Genomic DNA, 20833 nt, shown 5'->3' with positions numbered 1-20833 from the left:
TCCAGCCACTGGCCTCGGTTACCGCTACCGGCGAACATAGCCGGGTGCATGCGCAAATTGTGTTGTACGACGGGTTTGACCCGTTGGACGTGATCGCGCCGTTCGAAGTTCTTTCCGCCGGCTCGGATATGGTCGCGGGCGAGCTGTGGGTGACATTGGTGGCGGCGGAAGGCCCTCGCCGCGTGACGAGCGGCACCCGCGGTTTGGCGCTGACCGCCACCGCCGTGCTCGATCCGTCCGAACCCGGGTATGTGATCGTGCCCGGTGCCAGTGGACCCATCGCCGGCGATCCCGATGACGGCGTCGAGACCATCCCGGTGTTGTTGGCACGGGCGGCTCAGACCGAACTGACTCCGCTGCTGCACAAGGCATTTGCCAATCCCGAGGTGACCATGGCGGCGGTGTGTGGTGGTTCGGTGGTGATGGCGATGTCAGGCCTGATCGAAGGACGGCACGCCGTCACGCATCGTTTGGGCCTGGGTCTGCTCGAGGCTGCCGGTGTGTACCCGGTTGCCGCCCGCGTCGTTGACGACGGAGATCTGGTGACCGCCGGCGGCGTGACGTCCGGGCTCGACCTGGCCCTGCATCTGCTCGATCGCTGCTACGGTCCTCGAATCGCCCACGCCGTGGAGGAACTCTTCGAATACGAGCGGCGGGGCACCGTATGGCGGCCCGTGGGACGAGAACCAGTGGAGGTTTAGGTTGAGCATCGAAGGGGACTGGGACGTGACGATCAAGACCCCGATCGGGACACTGGCGGTGCTCTACGCGTTCACGCAGCTGCGCGATGGGCTCGCCGGAACGGCGACCTACAAAGATGAAACCGTTGCGTTGCAAGATGTTACGAGCGAGCCGACGGATGGTGGCACTCGGCTCACCTGGCGTCAGTCGGTGACCAGGCCCATGCGGCTGAATCTGGCTTTCGACGTGCTGGTCCACGGTGATGTCCTGAGCGGACACTCGCGCGCGGGCCGGTTGCCACGCTCGACGGTATCCGGGGTTCGCCGGTAGCCGTCGCCATCTCTTGTTGCTCGGGCGGGGCGGGCATACGCTGCCATCAGGGTGGGCAACGAATGGAGAGAAGAAGATGACTCCAACGCTTCGGGTATCGGCTCTCTTCGTTGCCACCGCGGCGGCGATCGCGTGCGCGGCACCGGCGCATGCGGATTTGCTCGACCCGATCCCCGGCAATGGTGTCTTTGTCGTCGGGCCCGACATCGCGCCGGGTCTCTACCACACGGGCGGGTCGGGCTCGGCGTTTGGCGTGTGGATCAACAACGTGCCGACCCAGGACTCGATGTGCTCATGGTTCACCTACAGCACGCCCGATGCGAACAAGGACCATGTGCTGCAGACGAACACCTCGATCGGCCCGATGTTCGCGAATATCAACACTTCGGTGAAGGCCTTCGAGTCGCTGAACTGTCAACCCTGGACGCGGGTGCCCTAAGACCCGTCGGTCAGCATCTCGCGCAGCCGGTGGATGTCGACCTTGCCGGTGCCGCCACGCGGAACGTCGTCGTTGGAGTCCAGCAGCAGCCATACCGTCGGAACCTTGAAGGAACTCAGCAGCGTGCGTGCCTGGCCGCGCAACTGTTCGGTGTCCACCCCCGGGTCGCCGCGCACCACCGCCGCGCCCACCCGCTCACCCGCGGTGCCTGGCACATTGGTGACGAAGGCGTTGTCGATGCCATCGATCATGCGCAACGCTCGCTCGACTTCACTCGGATACACCGTGGCGCCGCTGACTTTGAACATGTCGTCGGATCTGCCGTGGTAGAACAGGAATCCGTCCTTGTCGAGATGGCCGAGGTCGCCGGTTGGGTAGAAGCCGTCGGCGGTGAACAGCTCTTCGCGACTGCGACCGCAGATGCCGCGCATCGTGTGCGCTCCACGAAGCTGGATCATGCCGGCGGTTCCCGCCGCGACGGGCTCGCCGCTATCGATGTCGACGGTGCGAACTTCCATGCCATCGAACGGTTTTCCGCAGCTGCCCCATGCCGTCCTCGGCATGTCGGTGTCGGCGGGGTAGCCGCAGTACGGCCCGAAAGCCTCGGTCATCCCGAACAGCGTGGCCCGTGCTCCCGGCTGCGCCCGCTGCTCGGGGGGCAGCAGGGCTGCCAGGCTGCCCGGCCGCAGTGCCGAGAGGTCAACGCCGGCCGCACTCGCGTGCCGGGCCAGTGCTTCGGCCTGATCGGGCCAGCCGCGAAACAGGTTGACGCGCTCGCGCTCCAGCAGTCGCAGCGTGGTTTCGGGCCGAGGGATTTCTTCGGTCACCAGGGTGGCGCCGGCCAGCAGTGCGGACAGTATTCCGCTGCCGAAACCGCCCACCCAGAAGAACGGCATCGGCAGATACAGGCGGGTTTGCGAAGTGATGCACCGTGCCGCAAGACCCGACTGTACGGCGCCCAACGCGTTGCCATGGGAGTGCACGACTCCCTTGGGTGGTCCGCTGCTGCCGGAGGTGAACATGATGACCAGCGGGTCGGCGGGGGTGACCGTTGCGGTCATGGCGTCGATGATCTGGCGCGCGCGAGCGGTCGCGGTTGCGTCGTCAAGCTGCCCGGTCGACCAAACCTGGCGTAGCGCGGGCAGTTCGGACTGCGGTACCGCCTTCAGGTCGTCGAGATACCGGTGGCCCCGGAATTCGCGGACGCTCACCAGGAACTGCACCGCCGCGGCGCGCAGCTGCGCAACGAGTTCCCGGGCCTGCAGCAAGGTACTCAACGGAACCAGCACCGCGCCAATGCGGGTCAACGCGATGGAGATCTGCACCCAACGGGCGCTGTTGGGCATGATCAATCCGACCCGGGTGCCCTTGCCCACGCCGGCTTCGACGAACGCTGCAGCCAAATCGCGTGTGGTCGACTCGAGTTCGCGGTAGCCAATCCGAGACGTGGGATCGATCACCATCGGCGTGTCCCCGTCGTGGTCGGCTCGAAGCCGGACCAGCCGGTCGATGGTGCTAGGCATCGAAGAGCTTCCTGAGTTGCGGCAGGTCGACCTTGCCGCTGGACAGCAGCGGCACGTCGGCGCGCGGCAGGCTGATGAACCGTTTGGGGATCTTGTACACGGACAGTTCGGATTTGAGTTGTTCGCTTAACGCTGCGTCGTCGGACGCCGTGGCGCCGTCCGGCCGGACCACCACCGCGGCCACGAGTTGACCGCGCCGCGGGTCGGGTAGGCCGAAGACGTAGGCCGGCGCCCCGCCGGTGACCTTGGTGATGGCCTTCTCCACCTCTGCCGCCGAGACATTGGCGCCGGCCGTTTTGATCATCGCGCCCAGGCGTCCGACGAAATAAACGAAGCCGTCGGGATCCGTGCGCACCAAATCGCCGGTGTGCAGCCAGCCGTCGGCGTCGAAGCACTCTTCTCGCGCGCGCTTGTAATAGCCTTGCATCACATACGGCCCGCGGATGCAGAGTTCGCCGACCTCTCCCACGGCGACGTGTTCCATCGTGTCGGGGTTGATCAGCATCGTCTCAAATCCGGGTGCGGGCTTGCCGAATGACCCGCGCCGGGCTTCGGGCTGATCGGATTCGTCGCCGGAGATCAGCACGACACTGCCTGCCTCGGTCATTCCCAGCATGTTGTGCCGCAGCTCGGGGTCGGCCGGCCTGGTGTCGGGGGCCATGATCGGGTAGAGGTTGCCGCGCCGCATCGACGACAGATCACGCCCGGGGTAGCTCGGGTGGTCGGCCAGGGCAGCGATGCCGGCCGCGAATCCGTTGGTCATCGTTGGCTTTTCGGCTTCCAGCAAGTCCAGCATCGCCCCAGCGTCGACGGCGTTGGAGCACACCAAGGTCGAACCGGCCACCAGGGTGGCGAGCAGACCGAACGCGAACCCCCCGATCCAGAAGAACGGCGAATTGCAGAACAGTTTGTCCGCCGCGGTCAACCCGCGAATCGTGTTGAGGTTTCGCTGATGTCCGAGCAGTCCGGCATGGGTGTGCACCACGCCCTTGGGAGCACTGGTCGATCCCGACGTGTAGACGATCGCCAGCGGATCGCAGCCGTAGACGTCGGCCTCCATCGCCCGCAGCAGCTCGGAGTCGACGGTGCCGGCTCGTCGGAACACCGTCTCCTGAGCGATCGCGACGTGGCGCAGTTGCGGGGCGGCGGGTGAAAACAACCGGGAATCGAGATCGGCGTCCGAGAGGACCTCGGCCAATCGTTGCGCGTAGTCGTGGGAGCGAAAAGACCGCGCGGTCAACAGTATTTCGACGTCGCTGTCGACCAGCTGCTCGCGCATCTCGCGAGCTGTGACGAAAGTCGAGAGCGGGACCACTACCGCACCGATCCGGGCGGCGGCCAGCATCGCGACCACGAACTCGGTGCCGTTGGGGTAGAGCAGTCCCACATGTGTCCCCTTGCCCGCGCCGAGGGCGATCAGCCCACGAGCGAGCTCCGCCGACGCGACGTCAGCTTCGGCATAGCTGAGGCGCTCTGCGTCGCACACCAGAAGCGTGTGGTTGTCGCGCGCGCCGGCTTGCTGTCGCAGGACTTCGGCGACCGTCCAATCACCGGGCATGATCGCGCTGCGCCGCGGATTCGTCGAAGTAGCGCCGGATCTCGCTCAGGTCGGCTTTACCCGAGGGGGTGCGCGGAATCGCGCCGACGATCGCGATCTTGGTCGGAATTTCGTAGCGGGCCAACCGCGTTCGCAGATAGTCGACCAATGCGTCGGTATCGGTGTCCGGGGAGTCGCGCAGCTCCACCATCGCGACCGGCGTCTCGCCGAGGCGGGCGTCGGGTCGCCCGATCACGGCCGCGCCCGCCACCGCCGGATGGCTCTCCAGTGCGACACGGACGTCGTCGGGCATCACCTTGAAGCCGCCGCGGATGATCGCCTGATCGGCCCGCCCGACGATCCAGAGGAAGCCGTCGGCGTCGATGCGCGCCAAATCCGTGGTCCGCATCCACAGCACCGAGCACCCTAGCTGTGCCGGCTTGACCTCGAGCAGCCCGACCTGGTCGGCTCCCAGCGGCGTGCCGGCATCGTCGACCACCCGCAGCTGGGCGCCCGGGTTGGCCCGCCCGACGCTGCCGCGTTTGGCGATCCAATGCTTCTGGTGGTCGGCCAGGGTCCAGCCGGCCACGCCGCCGCCGAATTCTGTTGCAGCGTAGGAAGTTAAAACGGGTATGCCGTATTTCTCGGTGAAGGCGTCGGCGTCGTCGGCCGACAGCGGGGCGGTGCCACAGGTGACCGCGCGGATACCGTCCAGATCGGCGCGCGAGAGGTCGGAATGCAGCACCGTCCGCAACGCGGCCGGCACCAGCGACACCGCGCGGGGCCGGTGGGTGCGCACCGCCTGCGCCCACGCGTTGAGTTCGAAGCGTTCCAGCAACACAAAGGATCTCGCTTCGGTGACGCATTGCAGCACCCGGAACACTCCGCCGATGTGCACCAGCGGTGAGTTCATGATCGCGACACCGCGGCGCAGTTCCTGCGGCGCCTGATCGGGGTCCGTACCCATCACGCTGCGCGCCAGCATGTCGTAGCTGAGGTCGATTCGCTTGGGCGGACCCGTCGTTCCGCTGGTCAGCATCCGCACCGCGATTGGTGTTGCGGCAGTGGGACCGTCGTGGTGCCCTACCGATTCGCCCGGATCGGCGAGGCGTCCGGAGATCGGCATGGTCGGCGTGCCGGGGGCGACCAGTGTGGCCAGGTCGTCGGGCTCGCCGACCACCAGGGGCAGTTGGAGTGCGGCGATATCGGCTCGGGTGCGCTCGTCGCCGCGCGACGGATTGATGGTGACCACGGTGCCACCACCGACCAGCACACCGAGGAACGCCGCCACCTGGCCCGGCCGGTTGCGCAGCAGCATCCCGATCGCGGGGTTGTCGCGGTGTTCGGCCGTCACCGACGCCATGCGCCGCGCCGCATCGCCGATCTGGCCCCACGACAGCCATCGACCGTCGTACTCGATCGCGGGCGCGCTCGGCTGCAGATCCAGCACGTCGGCGATGCGTCGACTCAGCGGGTGCTGGCCCATCAGCGAATCTTTGGATCGCTGCCGACGGCCTTGCCGCCCGCATCCTGCTGCGCCGCCAGTTCGGCGATGCCCAGCGGGTTGCCCAGCCGGGTGTAGATCAACCCCTGCTCCAAGGCGGCGCGGTAGGGCTTGTCCAGCGATTCCCAGATCGCCTTGACGGTGCCCTGCGTCGCCGACGGCGGCTTGGCCGCGATGGCCGCGGCGATCTCGTGGGCTCGGCTCCAGAGCCGGCCGGTCGCGACGACCTCGGACACCAGGCCGATCCGCAACGCGGTGTCGGCGCTCACCCGCTCGTCATTGCCCATCAAGGCGATGCGCAGCGTCTCGCCCAGGCCGATGCGGCGCATCAGCCCGATCGGCTCCAGCGCGCAGACCAGGCCGGCCGAGACGTGCGAGTCGAAAAACGTTGCTTCTTCTGCGCAGATGACCACATCAGACTCGTTGATGAAGTAGAACGCGCCCGCCGTGCACATGCCCTGGACGGCGCACACCACCGGCTTCCACAACTTCTGCCACTTGGGGCTGAGCAGTTCGCCGGGATCCTCATGATTCCATACGTTTTCGGGTTGCCCGTAGGGTGTCTTGATATCCAGCCCCGCGCTGAAGGCCCGGTTGCCGGCGGCGCGCAGCACCACTGCGTGCACCGACTCGTCGAGTTTGACGGTGCGCCATGCCTCGGCCATCTCCTCACACATCTGGCGGTTGAACGCATTCAGCTGCTCGGGACGATTCAGCGTGATGGTCGCGACGTGGTCGCTCGCGTCGACGTCGAGGAGAATGGTTTCGAAACGTGGGGTACTCAACGGCACTGCCAATTTGGTTTGCGCTTTTCCACAAAGGCTTTGGGGCCTTCGGCGGCGTCCTCGGTGCGCAACACCCGCTCGCGGAAGGTTTCGGCCATGATCTCGGCCTCGTGCAGCGGCACGTTCAGACCCTTCAGGATCGCCATGCGGGTGCCCCGAACCGCCAGTGGTGCATTGGAGTTGACGATATCGGCGATCTCACGGGCCCGGTCCAAAAGCTGGTCGTGCTCGACGACCTCACTGATCAATCCCAGCTCGTAGGCGCGCCCAGCGCTCATCCGCTCGTGCTTGCCCATCAAGGCCATTCGCAGGGCGATCGTACGGGGCAGCACCCGGGAGATCCGTACCAATTCACGGCCGGCCACCAGCCCGATGCTGACGTGCGGATCGAAAAACGTCGCCTGTTCGGATGCGATGACAATGTCGGTCGTGGTGACCCAATCCATGCCTGCGCCACAACAGATTCCGTTCACCGCGGTGATCACGGGCTTGGCCATTGTGCGAAACGGGGGAGTACCTTCCTGCGGGGCCTCCCATTGGTCGTAGGTCGACAGATACGGTCGCTCGTAAATCACCTTGCCGTCTTCGGGAATCTCCCTGACGTCCGCGCCGCTGCAGAACGCGCGACCGGTGCCCGTCACGATGGTTAGCCAGACGTTGTCGTCGTTTTCGGCCTCGTGGTAGGCGGCCCGCAGCTCGGAGACCATGTGCGGGCTCAGCGCGTTGAGCGCTTCCGGCCGGTTGAGTGTGATCGTTGCGGTGTGCCCGTCGACCTCGTATTTGATGGTGTCGAACGCAGGCATAGTGTTCCCTTCAGCGTCCATCGAATTTCGGCGTGCGTCGTTGCCGAAAGGCTTCCAGGCCTTCTTTAAAATCTCTTGTACGACAAGACAGTTCCAGGTTGAACAGCTCCTGTGTCATGGACTGGCTCAGCGACGCGTGCTGGCCGTAGTTGAGGGCTTGCTTGGCCAGCCCGAGCGCGACGGTTGGCCCGTCGGCAAGACGCACGAGCAGCTGCTCGACGCTGTCGTCGAGGTCGGCCGGGTCGGCGGCTTGGTGGATCAACCCCCAGTCGGCCGCCGTGGCTCCGCTCACCTTCTCGCCGAGCAGCAGCATGCGCCGGGCCCGCGCCACCCCAACCAGGCGGGGCAGCAGCCAGGTTGCACCGGAATCCGGGCTGAATCCCCGTTCGATGAACGGCTCCCAGAACACGGCGTCGTTGGCCGCCACGGCGAAGTCGGCGGCCAGAGCAAGATTGCAGCCCATACCCACCGCCCAGCCCCGAACGGTGCAGACCACCGGGAGCTGGATGGTTTGTACCAGCTCGATCAGCCGGTGTGCGGCGTGCGGAATCCGGCGCACCAGGTCCCCGGTGCGCGGCCGCTGTCCGTTGTTGGTGGCGACCCAGTCGGCGCCCGAACAGAAGTCTTCCCCGGCGCCGCGCAGGTGGATCGCGCGCAGCGAGTCGTCGGTGGCGGCTTCGGTCAGCGCGCGAACCAAAGCTTCGATCATTAAGTGGGTCAACGAATTACGCCGCTGCGGACGGTCAAGAGTCAGCCGCAGAATCGCGCCGTCCCGGCGGGGGATCACCGACCCCTCGGCGTCGGCCGCATCGGCGTCGTGACTCACCGTCGGATCCGGCCTTTCTCAGCGATACGGTTACCCATACAGTAGGCAATACGATTGGTACGCTGTATAAGTTATCAAGGAAACGCTGCCGACGGAACAACCGGGTCACACCCGGTGGGAGAAGGTCGCATGGGCCGCGCCGACGACGATGCAGTGGGGGCACGCCCCCGCAAGCGGGAGGTACCCCCACCCGCTTGCGGAGCACCGAGCGATGAAGAGGAGCGGCGTTAATGGGCGAAGCGACACCGGTACGCGCCGACGACGCAAAATTCGGCGAGATGCCGCTTACTCAAACCGTGGCGGCCGCCGGCGCGATGCGACGGCTGAGCTCACTGCTGCTCTCCCTGGAACATCCGCACCCGACGGTCGATGCGATGCTGGCGAAGTTCGTCGAATGGGAAGGCGAGCTCGCCAGCGCCGCGCCGGTGGATTACGCGCCCCGGATCGGTGAGGTCGACGACGATCGGCGGCGGGTTTATCTCAACCACGCCACCGACATCGGCGCCTACAACCCGTCCTTTCCCGAGTACTCCTTCGACTACCTCGACGCCGACAACGCCGAGGGTCGCGTTTCTTTCCCGGTCGTCTACGAAGGGCCGCCGGGACTGGTGCACGGCGGCTTTCTGTCGGTGTTCTTCGACTGCGTGATCCAGCACCACAGTTGCGTCATGGGACTGTCCGGCAAGACGCGATCGCTGCACGTGAGCTTCCGGCGGCCGACGCCGCTGCTGACCGAGCTGCGGTTCGACATCGCCCGGTCGCAGGTCGAGCGGGGAATCGAGTCGACCGCACGGCTGCTGCTCGGCGACGATGTGCTGTGCAGTGGCCAGGTCAACACCCTGGCGTCGCAACCGGACAAGCTGACCGGCTACAGATTCGGCAGGCGGCGAAAGGAATCCGCGACATGACCGCCCCGCACGACGATCGCGTGCTTTTCGAGGTCGATCCCGGCAAGCGGATCGCGACGATCACACTGAACAATCCCAAGCAGCGCAACTCCTATGACGCCACCATGCGCGAAGCCGTCGGCCGCTGCCTGGATCAGGTGGCCGACGACGACGATTTGACCGTGGTGTTGCTGCGCGGAGCGCAGGGAGTCTTCTCCACCGGGGCAGACATGAACAACGCATACGGCTGGTATGGCGACAAGTCCAAGGCGCCCGACGAGGCCGCGGCCAAGCGCCGGCCCAGTCAGCGTAGGCGACTTGCGGTGGACCGCAAGTCGTTTAGCTTCTACCACAACTTCATGGGCTTCCCGAAGGTGACGGTGGGAGAGATCTCCGGCTACGCGTTGGGCGGTGGCTTCGAGATGGCGCTGATGACCGACATCTCGGTGATCGCGCGCGACACGAAGATCGGCATGCCGGCGACGCGCTTCCTGGGACCCGCGCTGGGCAGCTTGCACATGTTCTTCCACCGGTTGGGGCCGGTCCTGGCCCGCCGCCTGCTATTGACCGGTGACGTGATCGAAGCGGTCGAGCTCGAGCATCTCGGAATATTCACCGACACATGCGATCCCGGCGCGGTGACCGCACGCGCCCGGTATTGGGCGGAGAAGGCCGCGAAGATGCCCGCCGACGGAGTTGTGATCGCCAAGGAAGCCTTCCGCCTCGTCGAGCAGTCCCAGGCGTACAACGGTGAGGAAGTCGCAAGCTATCTGTTCCACGCCTACGGCACCAACCTGCAATTCGGGCCGGACGAATTCAACTTCGTCAAAACCCGCGCCCAGCACGGCACCAAGGAAGCGTTCCGGCTACGCGACGAGCACTTCCATGTGCCGGAACCCGAAGCCTAATAACGGAATTCGCGCCTAGCGGTCGGCAGTTGCCCGGGCACGCGGAGAGGCGGACTTCGTCGCCTTGCGCGGCCGCGATGCGGTCGACTTGGCGGCTTTTGACCCCTCGTCGATCAACCGGTTGGCGTGGTCGAGGATGCAGGTGAGGCCGTACTCGAAATTGGTTTCATCGGGCGCCCCGATCCGGTGACCTATCCGGCTTACCTGGGCGAGCAGCGGAGTCTTTTCGGGGTCGATCGCGACGGCGTCCTCGATGGCGCGCGGGCCGACGTCGGAGGACTGGTTCTTTTCGTAGAGCCGCTGCAGTACTACCGAGCCGCGGACGTGTACCGAAACCGCCGAATAGGTATCGAAGGCGTCTTCGGGCGTGAGACCGGCCTCGACCAGATTGGAGATCGCCTTTTCCATCTCGAGGGCGCCCAGTCGGGCCGCCTTGGGGCTCAGCGCCGCGCGAATCAAAATCAGGTCGCACAGAATTGGGTTGCCCATAAACGTCTTACGCATTGAGCGCGCATGGTTACGCAGGGTTTCGCGCCAATCGCTGGCTTCGACATAGGGCGTGGCGAACACGTATTTGCTCAATGCGCGGTCGGTCATCGCGTTGAGCAAGTCGTCCTTCTTGCGGAAATACCAGTAGATGCTGGTAACTCCCACGCCGAGGTGTTTGCCGAGCAGCGGCATGCTCAAGTTGTCGATTGAGACTTGCTCGGCGAGTTCGAATGCGCCGCTGATGATGTCGTCGGGGTTGATGGACCCGCGTTCGCGTCGTTGACGCTTATCAGCGGTTGCTTGCTTTGCCACTACGGGCACCTCCATCAAACTGTATCCTGCGCGTACGGTCTGGAAACCGTGCCACCGATTGCACCAAATCTACTCCGCAGATGTACTCCCACCTGCGTATATGTAGGCGTGTCGCCATTCGGGTATGACCGTCAACCGGGCTCTCGTGCGCTTTTCCATCTGCTACTGTAATACCTATCGTAGGCTTTTTGGTATACAAGGCTGGACGGCAAAGATGACCGGACGCAAGCCATCGGCTGCCGCAGCGCACGAGCCGCGGAAATCGCCATGGATCTAGGTCTGGCGAATGCGACAGCAGTAGTTGTCGATGGTAGCCGGGGCACGGGATTGGCCGCGTCCCGTTGCCTGGCCTCCGACGGCGCCCGGGTGGCGCTGGTCGGTCGAACTCAAGCCCGCATCGACAGCGCAGTGGCGGATCTCACTGAACACGGCAGTCCGGACGCCGTTGGGTTTGCGGTCGACATCGGTGACGCCGCGGAGGTCGACAAGGTATTCGCCGCGATGTGCGCCCGATGCAACGGCGAACTCAACGTTCTGATCAATACGGTCGGGCCGGGAGCGCCGGGCGGCTTGGAAGATCTGACCGACGACCAGTGGCGTGCGGCCGTCGAAGACGGCGCGATGGGAATGCTGCGCCGTGTGCCCGTCGTCGCATTTCTCGCATCCGGCGCAACTCCTACCAGCGCCAACGTCAAGGTCAACGTCGACGGTGGTTGCGACTTCACCTGAACTCAAATCGCTTGTCCGACAAAAGGAGTGGATCGTGGCAACAGCTACTGAGGCGCGCACCTGGGCGCGCGGAGCGTTGCGGGGAATCGGAGACTCCCTCTACACGCCGTTTTGCGGTCCCGACGGCGACGACATCGATTGGGATGCCTACCGGACGCTGGTGCGGTACTGCGTCGGTGATCTCGGGCACCCGATGTTGTGGTGCACCAGCGGACTTTCCGAGTTCTGGTCGCTGACCAACGGCGAGCGCAAGCGCCTGCTGGAAGTGGCGATCGAGGAGGCGCGTCGCATCAATCCCGATGTGGTGGTGCAGTCCTGCACCGCGGCCATGTCGGCGAAGGACTGTCTGGATTTGACGCTGCACGCCCAGGAGGCGGGCGCGGACATCGTCTACATTCAAACACCGATGATGGAGGCACACGGCGGCGAGGGCGTGCTGCGCTTCTTCAAATACGTTGCGGCCCGCACGGATATCGCGTTAGGCATGTTCAATTCCCCGTCCTCGGGTTATGTGTTGAGCCCGGCCGAGAGCGCCCGCATTTACGCCGAGGTGCCCGCGGTGTGCGCCACCAAGGAGGGCGCGTTCCGACCGTCGGCCAGCAGGATGCTGCATGAACTGGCGCCCGGTCTGGCGGTGTGGGAATGCGACAAGACGGTGTATCGGGCCGGATGGCTGCGCGACGGAATCGTCTGCCCGGCTCAATTGGGTACCGCCGGATACCTGTTCGAGACCCCACAGCGGCGACTGTTTTCCGAGTATTGGGATCTGGTGATGTCCGACAAGCTGCTCGAAGCAATGGATTACGGCCGCGAGTCCGGTCTGGACCAGTTCGATCTCGACATTGGTCCGTGGTGGACCTGCTATCCGGGACGATCGGACTACTTCACCCACTGGGGAGGGGCGTTCAAGTACGCCGCTTCGCTATTGGGCCTGCCGATAGGCTCCTATCCGCATTCCCGGCCTCCGCAGGCCGAGCTGCCGCCCGGGGCCAAAGCCCAAATGGAGACGGCGTATCGCAAGCTCGGGCTGATCAACTAACAACCGAGCGCCTAAAGCCGTTGTGCCCCAAGCCCATGCGAAGGCCCGGCCACCGAGGGGGTGACCGGGCCTTGCGAACGCGGACGTTGGCTAGTTCTGTTCGGCGCGTTGACGCGCCTTGTGAACTTTCGCTTCGGCGCGCGCCTTGTCGGCCTCAGCCGCCTTCTTCGAGGCATTGCGCAGCGCTTCTGCTTTGTCTTGCTGCGCCTGGCCTTCCGTGATCCAGTCGTTGCGACCCGCGACCGTACCGACTACCTCCTTGGCCTTGCCGACAACGTCTTCCACGACGCCCCTGATGACGTCAACCATTGGCGATTCCCTCCTCCTGCCTAGTGGGTGCCATTACTTCCTCTTCCCAACCGCCGGACGGGCGAAAACACTGTCGGTACGTGGCACTCGCCACAGTGTCAGTGCGCCAGCCCATCTCCGGCAGCTGCCGAAGCCGCGGTGACCGGTACGTTGCCGTCGGCTTCGACTTCGGCGTCCGTGGCGTTCGGCGCTCGGGTGTCCGGCTGCGCCGGCTCGTTGTTGTTTCGGCGCCGTCGTGCCCACAAGACGAGCGCGATCAGCACGCCCAGCGGCCCCAACCCAAGCAGGAATTGCGTGCCCGCCCACGCCGCTTCGACCTTCAACAGCGCGGACCGCGCCTGCTTCAACCGATGCACGACCGCCCTGATCGTCGATTTCACGACTGGTCCCCCTAGCTGCCAGATGTTCACGTCCTTCCGTGCCGGTAACCCGGCGAGTCGCGATCCCAAACAACGCGGTGCGCTTTGTTGCCGAAGATTTCGGCTTCCCGTCGCCTCCGCGGACCCGCTCTCCGCGACCTTCCGGACCGTGATCGCCCATCGCGAATCCGCTGTTTGGCGTGGGTTCGCGGGACCGCAGGGATAGTTGTGGAATGCGGTACCGATAGGTATACAGTATGGGTACAAAGCCCACTGAAATCCGTCGTCAAGCCCATGAGGAGGTGCCGCGGAAGATGTCCGCAAGCAACGGCGCCTCCCAGGACTCTCAAGCCGACGACGCGGTGTTGTACGAGACCACTGACAGCGGCGTCGCCATCCTGACGTTCAATCGGCCGGACCGCCTCAACGCGTGGGGTCCTGACATTGCGGCCGGGTTCTATGCCGCCGTCGACCGCGCCGAATCCGACCCCGCGATCAGGGCGACAGTGCTGACCGGTCGGGGCAGAGGGTTCTGCGCCGGCGCCTATCTGGGCGCGCCGAGCGAGGCGACCAAGGTCGGCGAATCGATGGAGAAGGCCGGTGAGACGAACCTGGCCGAATTGGTTGGTGAACGACCGCCGCACTTTGTGACCACGCTGCGTAAGCCCGTCATCGCGGCCATCAACGGTGCCTGTGTCGGCATCGGTCTGACCCAGGCGCTGATGTGCGACGTGCGGTTCGCCGCTGCCGGGGCCAAATTCGGCGCCGTGTTCGCTCGCCGGGGACTGATCGCCGAATTCGGCATCTCCTGGATTCTGCCGCGCCTGACCAGCATGGGAATCGCGCTCGATCTGTTGCTGAGTGCGCGTACCTTTCTTGCCGAGGAGGCCGCCGAGCTGGGTCTGGTCAAAGAGGTCGTGGCGGCCGACGACCTGATGAAGCGGGCTGTGCAGTACGCCGAGGACATGGCCGAGCACTGTTCACCGGCATCGATGGCCGTTATCAAACGGCAGGTCTACGGCGACGACATCCGCGACGTCGTGGACGCGAATGCCCGTTCCGAAGTCTTGGTGCACGAGGCGATGTCGCGGCCGGACGTCATCGAAGGAATCACGAGTTTCCTCGAGAAGCGGCCCCCGAAGTTTCCTTCGCTGAGCCCAACAGACGCGTAGTTCCCGGGAAGGAAGGTCATGCATAGCTTGAGCTACAAGGCGATTGATGTCGACAACCACTACTACGAACCGCTGGACGCGTTCACCCGCCACCTGGACAAGGCGTTCAAGAGCCGCGGCGTGCAGATGGTCACCCAGGGCAAGCGCACCTTGGCCATCATCGGAGGCCAGGTCAATCACTTCATTCCCAACCCCACGTTCGACCCGATCATCGTGCCCGGTTGCCTTGACCTGTTGTTCCGCGGTGAGATTCCCGAGGGTGTCGATCCGGCGTCGCTGATGAAGGTCGAGCGGCTCGGCGAACACCCCGAGTACCAGAATCGCGACGCTCGCATCACGGTGATGGACACCCAGGACATCGACACCGTCTTCATGTTGCCGACATTCGGGTGCGGAGTCGAAGAAGCGCTCAAGCACGACATCGACGCGACGATGGCATCGGTGCACGCGTTCAACCTGTGGCTCGACGAGGACTGGGGCTTCGACCGGCCGGATCGCCGAATCATTGCCGCCCCGATCATCTCGTTGGCCGACTCGGTCAAGGCGCTCGAGGAAGTCGACTTCGTGTTGGCGCGCGGCGCCAAGCTGGTGCTGGTTCGTCCGGCGCCGGTGCCCGGCTTGGTCAAGCCGCGGTCGCTGGGGCATCCCAGCCACGACCCGGTGTGGGCCCGGCTGGCCGAGGCGGGAGTGCCGGTGGGATTCCATCTCAGCGACAGCGGCTATCTGCACATCGCGGCGGCCTGGGGCGGAAAGGCGACGTTCGAAGGGTTTGGCGCCAAGGATCCGTTGGACAATGTGCTCCTCGACGACCGTGCCATTCACGACACGATGGCCTCGATGATCGTGCACGGTGTGTTCACCCGCCACCCGAAACTGAAGGCGGTCAGCATCGAAAACGGTTCGTACTTTGTGCATCGGCTCGTCAAGCGACTGAAGAAGGCGGCCAACACCCAGCCGCGCGACTTCCCCGAGGATCCGGTGGAGCAGTTGCGCAACAACGTATGGATCGCCCCGTACTACGAGGACGACCTACCGGAGCTGGCCGAAGTCATCGGCGTCGACAAGATCCTGTTCGGCTCCGATTGGCCGCACGGCGAAGGCCTCGAGTCGCCGGTTTCGTTCGCCGAGGAACTCACCGCCTTCAGCGAGTCGGATATCCGAAAGATTATGCGCGACAACGCGTTAGATCTGCTCGGCGTCAAAGCCACCGTGGCGGCCTAGGCGGCCCGGGCAGTGAGTGAATGGACCGTCGGGGCGGTTCTCGATGCCATCGCCGACGTCATCCCCAACCGTGTGATGACGGTGTGCGGATCGCGCCGCAGCACCTTCGCGGAGTCGGCAGAACGAACCAGTCGATTGGCGAACTTCCTGAGCGCCAACGGTTTCGGGGCGCACCGTGAGCGGGACACGCTGAACCGCTGGGAATGCGGCCAAGACCGGGTCGCGCTGCTGATGTACAACGATCTGTACCCGGACGCGGTGATCGCGTGCCTGAAAGCCCGCGTGGTTCCGGTCAACGTGAACTACAGCTATTCGCCGCGGGAGATCGCCGACTTACTCTCCTACGTCCGGCCGCGCGGCATCATCTATCACCGATCCCTGGGCGCGCGGTGCGCCGAGGTGCTGCCGTCACCCGGTGCCGAGCTGCTGATCTCCATCGACGACGGCAGCGGCGCCGCCGAGTTGCCCGGTGCGGTATCGCTGGAAGATGCACTGGCACAAGGCGGTTCGGGCAATCCGGCGCCGGGATCACCCGACGATTTGATCATGATGTGCACCGGCGGAACGACCGGCCGTCCCAAAGGCGTCCTGTGGCGCCAAAGCGACATGTACGTGGCATCGATGGTCGGGGCCGACCACGCCAGCGTCGACGAGATCCATGCCAAGGTACGCGGCGGCGGTCAGCCGTGGTTCGCGGTCTCGCCGCTGATGCATGCCGCCGGCATGTGGACCGCCTTCGCGGCGATCATGGGCGGGTTCACCGCCGTGCTCTACGACGGCCGGGGCAAACTCGACGCGCGCGCGGTGTGGAAGACCGCCGAGCGCGAAGGGGTCGGCATGATGACCATGGTGGGTGACGCGTATGCCGGCCCGCTGGTCGCCGAGCTGCAACGAGGTTCCTACAACCTGTCGACGCTGAATGGCATCGGCACCGGCGGGGCCGCAACGAATCCCAAGTTCAAGCGTGCGTTGATGGAAAAGCTGCCGCAGGTCACCATCATCGATGGTTACGGCTCGTCGGAATCCGGCAACATGGGATTCGGGCACAGTCAGCGCGGCACGCAGAGCGAGACCTTTCACCTCCGCGAGGGCGGAGCGGTGGTGTCGGAGGATCGCAGCAGGTTCTTGGCGCCCGGCGATCCCGAGATCGGCTGGGTGGCACGAAGCGGCCGGATTCCGTTGGGCTACTTCGACGACGCCGAGGCCACCGAGCGCACCTTCCCGGTGATCGAAGGCACCAGGGTGGTGATACCCGGCGACCGGGCCAGTATCGAATCCGACGGCACCCTGCGCCTGTACGGGCGCGATTCGCTGGTGGTGAACACCGGCGGTGAAAAGGTTTTCGTCGAAGAGGTCGAAGAGGTGCTGCGTACCCATCCCGGCGTCGCCGACGCGCTGGTGGTGGGGCGCCCCAGCGATCGCTGGGGCCAGGAAGTCGTCGCGCTGGTCGCGCTGGCGCCGGGCGCCGCCACCGTCGAAGGAGCCGAGCTGGCAGCGTTGTGCAAGTCGCAGCTGGCGCACTTCAAAGCGCCCAAGGCCATTCTGTTCGTCGAGCAGGTTCTGCGACTCGGCAATGGCAAGCCAAACTACCGGTGGGCTAAACAGGCTGCCGCAGAACAGCTTCCGGTCACAGCATTGGCCGGCGCCGAGGCAGAAGGGTCACCGTGAACGACAAAGCGATCGACTGCCTGGTCAACGTGCATTTCGGAGAGGTCGACTCTCAGCCCACCTGGATGCTCAAGGTCCGCGACGACTACTTCAAGGGCCCGCAGTCGATGTTCGCGCCGGTCGACTTGGCCGAGCTACTCGACGAAATGGATGCCCACGGGGTGCGCAAGGCCGTCCTGATGGATAACCTCGCCAGCCCGTCGACCACCGCGCGCAAATTCGTCGAAGCCAAGCCGGACCGTTTTGCGCTGGCCATGGGTGGTGTGAACCTGTTGCGCCCGGTGGGGCCGTTGCGCGAATTGACCGCTGTCATGCGCGACCTGCCGGTCGCGTATGCCGTAGTGGGACCGAGCTTTTGGGCCGACGGCCAGTACCCGCCCAGCGACGCCGTCTACTACCCGCTGTACGCCAAGTGCGCGGAACTCAACCTGCCGCTATGCGTCAACACCGGTATTCCGGGGCCGCCGATTCCCGGCGAGGTGCAGAACCCCATTCACCTCGACCGGGTGTGCGTGCGGTTTCCCGAGCTCAAGCTGTGCATGATCCACGGCGCCGATCCATGGTGGGATGTCGCGATCAGGCTGATGCTCAAGTATGAAAACCTGCGCCTGATGACCTCGGCGTGGTCGCCCAAGCGGTTGCCGGAAAGCCTGTTGCACTACATGCGGACCCGCGGCCCGAACAAGGTGATCTACGCATCCGACTGGCCGGTTCTGCGGATGCACCGGGTGATCCCCGAAGCCCGCGCGCTGGACCTGCCCGCCGAGGTACTGGACAACTACCTGTACAACAACGCACAGGAGTTTTTCTTCGGCGACCGAGCCTGAGATACGACAGGAGCACAGAGATGGACCGCTTCGAGCTGCGCAGACTGGACTACAGCCTGTCCGATCACCATGTGGATCTGCAGAATGCCTACAAGCAGTTCTTCAAGACCCACTGTTCCATCGAAACGGTCCGCGCCGCAGAACCTTTTGGATTCGACAAGAACCTGTGGGAGCGTTTGTGCGCGATGGGCGCGACGACGATGGCGTTGCCCGAGTCCTGCGGCGGCGACGGGGCGACGCTCGTCGACCTTACGCTGGTGGCCGAGGAGATCGGGCGCTCGCTGGCGCCTGTTCCGTGGGTCGATCACGTCTGCGCGGCGCGGCTGCTGGGCCGGCTCGGCGGCCTGGGCGAAGATACCGCCGGTATCACCGACGGTGAGCAGCTCGTGGGCATCGACGCGCGGATCGACAGCGCACCGGGCTTGCGGCTGATCCCGACCGGATCGATCGCCGACCACATCATCGTCCGCGACGGCGATCAGGTGGTGCGCCTGACCTTCGGGACCCGGCCCGCCAAGGTCGACAACCTCGGCCGGCTGCCGATGGCCTGGGTCGACCCGGCCGGCGCCGACACCCGCACGGTTGTGGCGCAGGGGCCCGAAGCGCTGGCGAACTACGAACTGGCACTGGACGAATGGCGACTGCTGACCGCGGCTGCCCTGGTAGGCCTGGTCGAGGAGACGATGACCATCGCGGCCGAATTCGCCAAGACCCGTTACACATTGGGTGTCCCGATCTCGACGCTGCAGGCCATTTCGCATCCGCTGGCTAACATGGCCATCACCGTTGCGGGCGGACGCAACCTGGCCCGGCGGGCGGCCTGGTTCCTGGACCACGAACCGCGGGAACGGGCGGAGCTGGCGCCGTCGGCTTTCGTGTTCATGGCGGAGGAGGCCGCCAAGGCGGCGACCATGGCTGTCCATATCCAAGGTGGACTTGGTGTTTCGTCCGAAGCCGCGGCGACGGCCTACCTGGTGCGTGCCCGGGGATGGCCGCTGGCGGCCGGAGATCCGGGTGCCACCGCGAAACGCGTCGCCGAGATTGTGACCGCTCGCGAGAGCGCCGCGGCAGCCGTCTAGGACAGGAGCAAGACATGGACTTCTCCCGGGTCGAGCTATCCGACGAGGACAAGGCTTTTCGCGAGGAATTGCGCAGCTTCCTGAAAACCCAGGTAACTGACGAAGTTCTGCGGCGCGACCGCGAGACCGGTGACAACTTCGACGAGGGTGTGCATCTGGCACTCGGGGCTGCGGGGTATCTGGCGCGGGAATGGAAGCCGGAATCCGAGGGCGGATTCAGTCGGGTGCGCCGGCGCATCTACGAGCTGGAGAAACGCCGCGCCCACGTTCCTTGGGTGACTTGGGGGACCACCGCCATGGTCGCCCGGTCGGTCGCGAGGTTCGGCTCGGCCGAACTGCAGGACGAGGTCATGCCGCGTGTCTTTAGCGGCGAGGTCAGGCTCTGCCTCGGTTACACCGAGCCTGAGGGCGGTTCCGACATCGCGACCTGCAAAACCCGCGCCGTACGCGACGGCGACAACTGGGTGATCAACGGTTCGAAGATGTTCACCACGGGCGCGCACAACTGCCAGTACGTCTTCCTGATCACCAACACCGCCCCGGATGCGCCAAAGCACAAGAGCCTGACCATGTTTCTGGTGCCATTGGACTCCCCGGGCATCGAGATCCAGGGCATCCGCACCGTGGACGGCGACCGGACCAACATCGTCTACTACAGCGATGTCCGCGTCGACGACAAGTACCGGCTGGGCGACGTCAACGCGGGCTGGACGGTGCTGCGCGAGCCGCTCAACACCGAGCACGGCGCGGTCGCGGCCGCGCCCGACGGCTTGCAGGACACGTCGATCATGATGCACCAGGCCGGTTCGATGGCCCTGGCGGTCGACAACGCCGTGCAGGCCGTGGCGCGGCCGGATCCCAATGGGCGCAAGCTCGTTGACGACCAATCGGTCGCATACCGGTTGGGCCGCAGCGTCGCCCGCTTGGAGGCGGCATTGTCATCCCCGAACATCTACGGGCGAGTCGCGATTGCGCAGACGATGCGTGACATCTCCCCGGACCTGATGGACATCCACGGCGCGGCGTCGACCCTGCCGTTCGGCACCGACGGGGCCGCCGATGACGGCAGCGCCGAATACGTCTACCGCTTCGCGCCGCTGGTCGGGATCTACGGTGGCACCCTCGAGGTGTTCCGCAACATGATCGGCCAGTACACGCTCGGGCTGGGCAAGCCCAACTACTCACCGCCGATCAAGAAGGTTTCCTGACCCCGCGCCACACACCAACCCCGCGTCGAGTGTGAACTGGCGGCGCTGTTTGGCGGCGTGTCGCCGCCACCACGTCACACTCGAGCGGGCGAGGAGGTATGCGCGCCGCCCGGCACGGCACTGCACGACACTGCACGGCATTGCACGGCACTGCGGAATACCCCCCGGGGGATGATGGCTTATATTGGCATATAACAA

22 protein-coding genes and 1 pseudogene are annotated in these 20833 nt (G+C 65.2%); 14 read left to right on the top strand and 9 right to left on the bottom strand.

What is annotated here, in order from left to right; translation table 11 throughout:
• Positions 1-44: 44 nt before the first annotated feature.
• From MJO58_RS19905 to MJO58_RS19895, 3 genes are all read left to right on the top strand, one after another.
• Complete coding sequence (locus MJO58_RS19905) at positions 45-701, top strand: DJ-1/PfpI family protein (protein WP_090609485.1); 657 nt, start codon at positions 45-47, stop codon at positions 699-701.
• A gap of 1 nt (position 702) precedes the next feature.
• Positions 703-1011, top strand: a complete 309-nt coding sequence (locus tag MJO58_RS19900) for a hypothetical protein (protein WP_239720722.1) — start codon at positions 703-705, stop codon at positions 1009-1011.
• Positions 1012-1087: 76 nt separating this feature from the next.
• Entirely contained in the window at positions 1088-1450 is a 363-nt protein-coding gene (locus tag MJO58_RS19895; RefSeq protein ID WP_239720721.1) for an Rv1352/Rv1906c domain-containing protein, read from the top strand.
• Here MJO58_RS19895 and MJO58_RS19890 read toward each other — a convergent pair.
• Genes MJO58_RS19890 through MJO58_RS19865 form a run of 6 tightly spaced genes read right to left on the bottom strand, consistent with a single transcriptional unit; the run spans position 1447 to position 8428 of the window.
• Positions 1447-2973, bottom strand: a complete 1527-nt coding sequence (locus MJO58_RS19890) for a class I adenylate-forming enzyme family protein (RefSeq protein WP_239720720.1) — start codon at positions 2971-2973, stop codon at positions 1447-1449. The genes MJO58_RS19895 and MJO58_RS19890 overlap by 4 nt on opposite strands.
• A complete protein-coding gene (locus MJO58_RS19885; protein ID WP_239720719.1) occupies positions 2966-4531 on the bottom strand; it encodes a class I adenylate-forming enzyme family protein in 1566 nt (521 codons plus the stop codon). The genes MJO58_RS19890 and MJO58_RS19885 overlap by 8 nt, the downstream gene beginning before the upstream one ends.
• Positions 4521-5996 carry an AMP-binding protein gene (locus MJO58_RS19880; protein WP_239720717.1) on the bottom strand — a complete coding sequence of 492 codons (1476 nt, stop codon included), beginning with the start codon at positions 5994-5996 and terminating at the stop codon, positions 4521-4523. The genes MJO58_RS19885 and MJO58_RS19880 overlap by 11 nt, the downstream gene beginning before the upstream one ends.
• Positions 5996-6805: an enoyl-CoA hydratase/isomerase family protein gene (locus MJO58_RS19875; RefSeq protein ID WP_090604955.1), complete on the bottom strand. Its 810-nt coding sequence runs from the start codon at positions 6803-6805 to the stop codon at positions 5996-5998. The genes MJO58_RS19880 and MJO58_RS19875 overlap by 1 nt, the downstream gene beginning before the upstream one ends.
• Positions 6796-7602 (bottom strand): enoyl-CoA hydratase/isomerase family protein, encoded by an 807-nt coding sequence (locus MJO58_RS19870; RefSeq protein ID WP_090604952.1) that lies wholly within the window; start codon positions 7600-7602, stop codon positions 6796-6798. The genes MJO58_RS19875 and MJO58_RS19870 overlap by 10 nt, the downstream gene beginning before the upstream one ends.
• Before the next feature lie 10 nt (positions 7603-7612).
• Positions 7613-8428 carry an enoyl-CoA hydratase/isomerase family protein gene (locus MJO58_RS19865; RefSeq protein WP_239720715.1) on the bottom strand — a complete coding sequence of 272 codons (816 nt, stop codon included), beginning with the start codon at positions 8426-8428 and terminating at the stop codon, positions 7613-7615.
• Positions 8429-8563: 135 nt separating this feature from the next.
• Between MJO58_RS19865 and MJO58_RS28980 the strand changes: the two are divergent.
• The 3 genes and pseudogenes from MJO58_RS28980 to MJO58_RS19855 all read left to right on the top strand — a co-directional run.
• Positions 8564-8659: pseudogene (locus tag MJO58_RS28980) on the top strand (hypothetical protein); the annotation flags it as partial.
• Positions 8659-9336, top strand: coding sequence for a hotdog family protein (locus MJO58_RS19860; protein ID WP_090604946.1), 678 nt, complete (start codon positions 8659-8661; stop codon positions 9334-9336). The pseudogene MJO58_RS28980 and the gene MJO58_RS19860, both read left to right, overlap by 1 nt.
• Positions 9333-10223: an enoyl-CoA hydratase/isomerase family protein gene (locus MJO58_RS19855; protein ID WP_090604944.1), complete on the top strand. Its 891-nt coding sequence runs from the start codon at positions 9333-9335 to the stop codon at positions 10221-10223. Before MJO58_RS19860 ends, MJO58_RS19855 begins: the two co-directional genes overlap by 4 nt.
• Positions 10224-10238: 15 nt before the next feature.
• Here the strand turns inward: MJO58_RS19855 and MJO58_RS19850 are convergent, their stop codons facing one another.
• On the bottom strand, positions 10239-11039 hold the full coding sequence (locus tag MJO58_RS19850; RefSeq protein ID WP_090604941.1) for a TetR/AcrR family transcriptional regulator: 801 nt from the start codon (positions 11037-11039) through the stop codon (positions 10239-10241).
• Positions 11040-11291: 252 nt separating this feature from the next.
• Here MJO58_RS19850 and MJO58_RS19845 point away from each other — a divergent pair, with 252 nt between their 5' ends.
• Positions 11292-11753 carry an SDR family NAD(P)-dependent oxidoreductase gene (locus MJO58_RS19845; RefSeq protein ID WP_239720713.1) on the top strand — a complete coding sequence of 154 codons (462 nt, stop codon included), beginning with the start codon at positions 11292-11294 and terminating at the stop codon, positions 11751-11753.
• 34 nt (positions 11754-11787) lie between these two features.
• The gene (locus tag MJO58_RS19840) at positions 11788-12792 is read left to right on the top strand and encodes a dihydrodipicolinate synthase family protein (protein ID WP_090604938.1); all 1005 of its coding nucleotides are present in this window, start codon (positions 11788-11790) and stop codon (positions 12790-12792) included.
• 90 nt (positions 12793-12882) lie between these two features.
• On the opposite strand, the gene mbp1 is transcribed toward MJO58_RS19840, so the two are convergent.
• A complete protein-coding gene (gene mbp1 / locus MJO58_RS19835; RefSeq protein WP_239720711.1) occupies positions 12883-13101 on the bottom strand; it encodes a microaggregate-binding protein 1 in 219 nt (72 codons plus the stop codon).
• A 98-nt stretch (positions 13102-13199) separates the two neighbouring features.
• The gene (locus tag MJO58_RS19830) at positions 13200-13481 is read right to left on the bottom strand and encodes a hypothetical protein (protein WP_239720709.1); all 282 of its coding nucleotides are present in this window, start codon (positions 13479-13481) and stop codon (positions 13200-13202) included.
• 293 nt (positions 13482-13774) lie between these two features.
• Between MJO58_RS19830 and MJO58_RS19825 the strand changes: the two genes are divergently transcribed.
• From MJO58_RS19825 to MJO58_RS19800, 6 genes are read left to right on the top strand one after another with little or no spacing between them, the layout of a single operon-like run.
• On the top strand, positions 13775-14632 hold the full coding sequence (locus MJO58_RS19825) for an enoyl-CoA hydratase (protein ID WP_239720708.1): 858 nt from the start codon (positions 13775-13777) through the stop codon (positions 14630-14632).
• A gap of 18 nt (positions 14633-14650) precedes the next feature.
• Complete coding sequence (locus MJO58_RS19820) at positions 14651-15853, top strand: amidohydrolase family protein (protein ID WP_239720706.1); 1203 nt, start codon at positions 14651-14653, stop codon at positions 15851-15853.
• Positions 15854-15865: 12 nt separating this feature from the next.
• On the top strand, positions 15866-17521 hold the full coding sequence (locus tag MJO58_RS19815) for an acyl-CoA synthetase (protein ID WP_239720704.1): 1656 nt from the start codon (positions 15866-15868) through the stop codon (positions 17519-17521).
• Positions 17518-18348: an amidohydrolase family protein gene (locus MJO58_RS19810; RefSeq protein ID WP_239720702.1), complete on the top strand. Its 831-nt coding sequence runs from the start codon at positions 17518-17520 to the stop codon at positions 18346-18348. Before MJO58_RS19815 ends, MJO58_RS19810 begins: the two co-directional genes overlap by 4 nt.
• 20 nt (positions 18349-18368) lie before the next feature.
• Complete coding sequence (locus MJO58_RS19805; protein WP_239720700.1) at positions 18369-19427, top strand: acyl-CoA dehydrogenase family protein; 1059 nt, start codon at positions 18369-18371, stop codon at positions 19425-19427.
• Between the two features lie 14 nt (positions 19428-19441).
• Positions 19442-20635: an acyl-CoA dehydrogenase family protein gene (locus tag MJO58_RS19800; protein ID WP_239720699.1), complete on the top strand. Its 1194-nt coding sequence runs from the start codon at positions 19442-19444 to the stop codon at positions 20633-20635.
• Positions 20636-20833 lie beyond the last annotated feature (198 nt).

The sequence above is a fragment of the Mycobacterium lentiflavum genome (assembly GCF_022374895.2).
In the GTDB taxonomy this organism is placed as follows: domain Bacteria; phylum Actinomycetota; class Actinomycetes; order Mycobacteriales; family Mycobacteriaceae; genus Mycobacterium; species Mycobacterium lentiflavum.
Note: the sequence above shows the minus strand (reverse complement) of the source record. Positions and strands in the feature narration are given on the sequence as shown.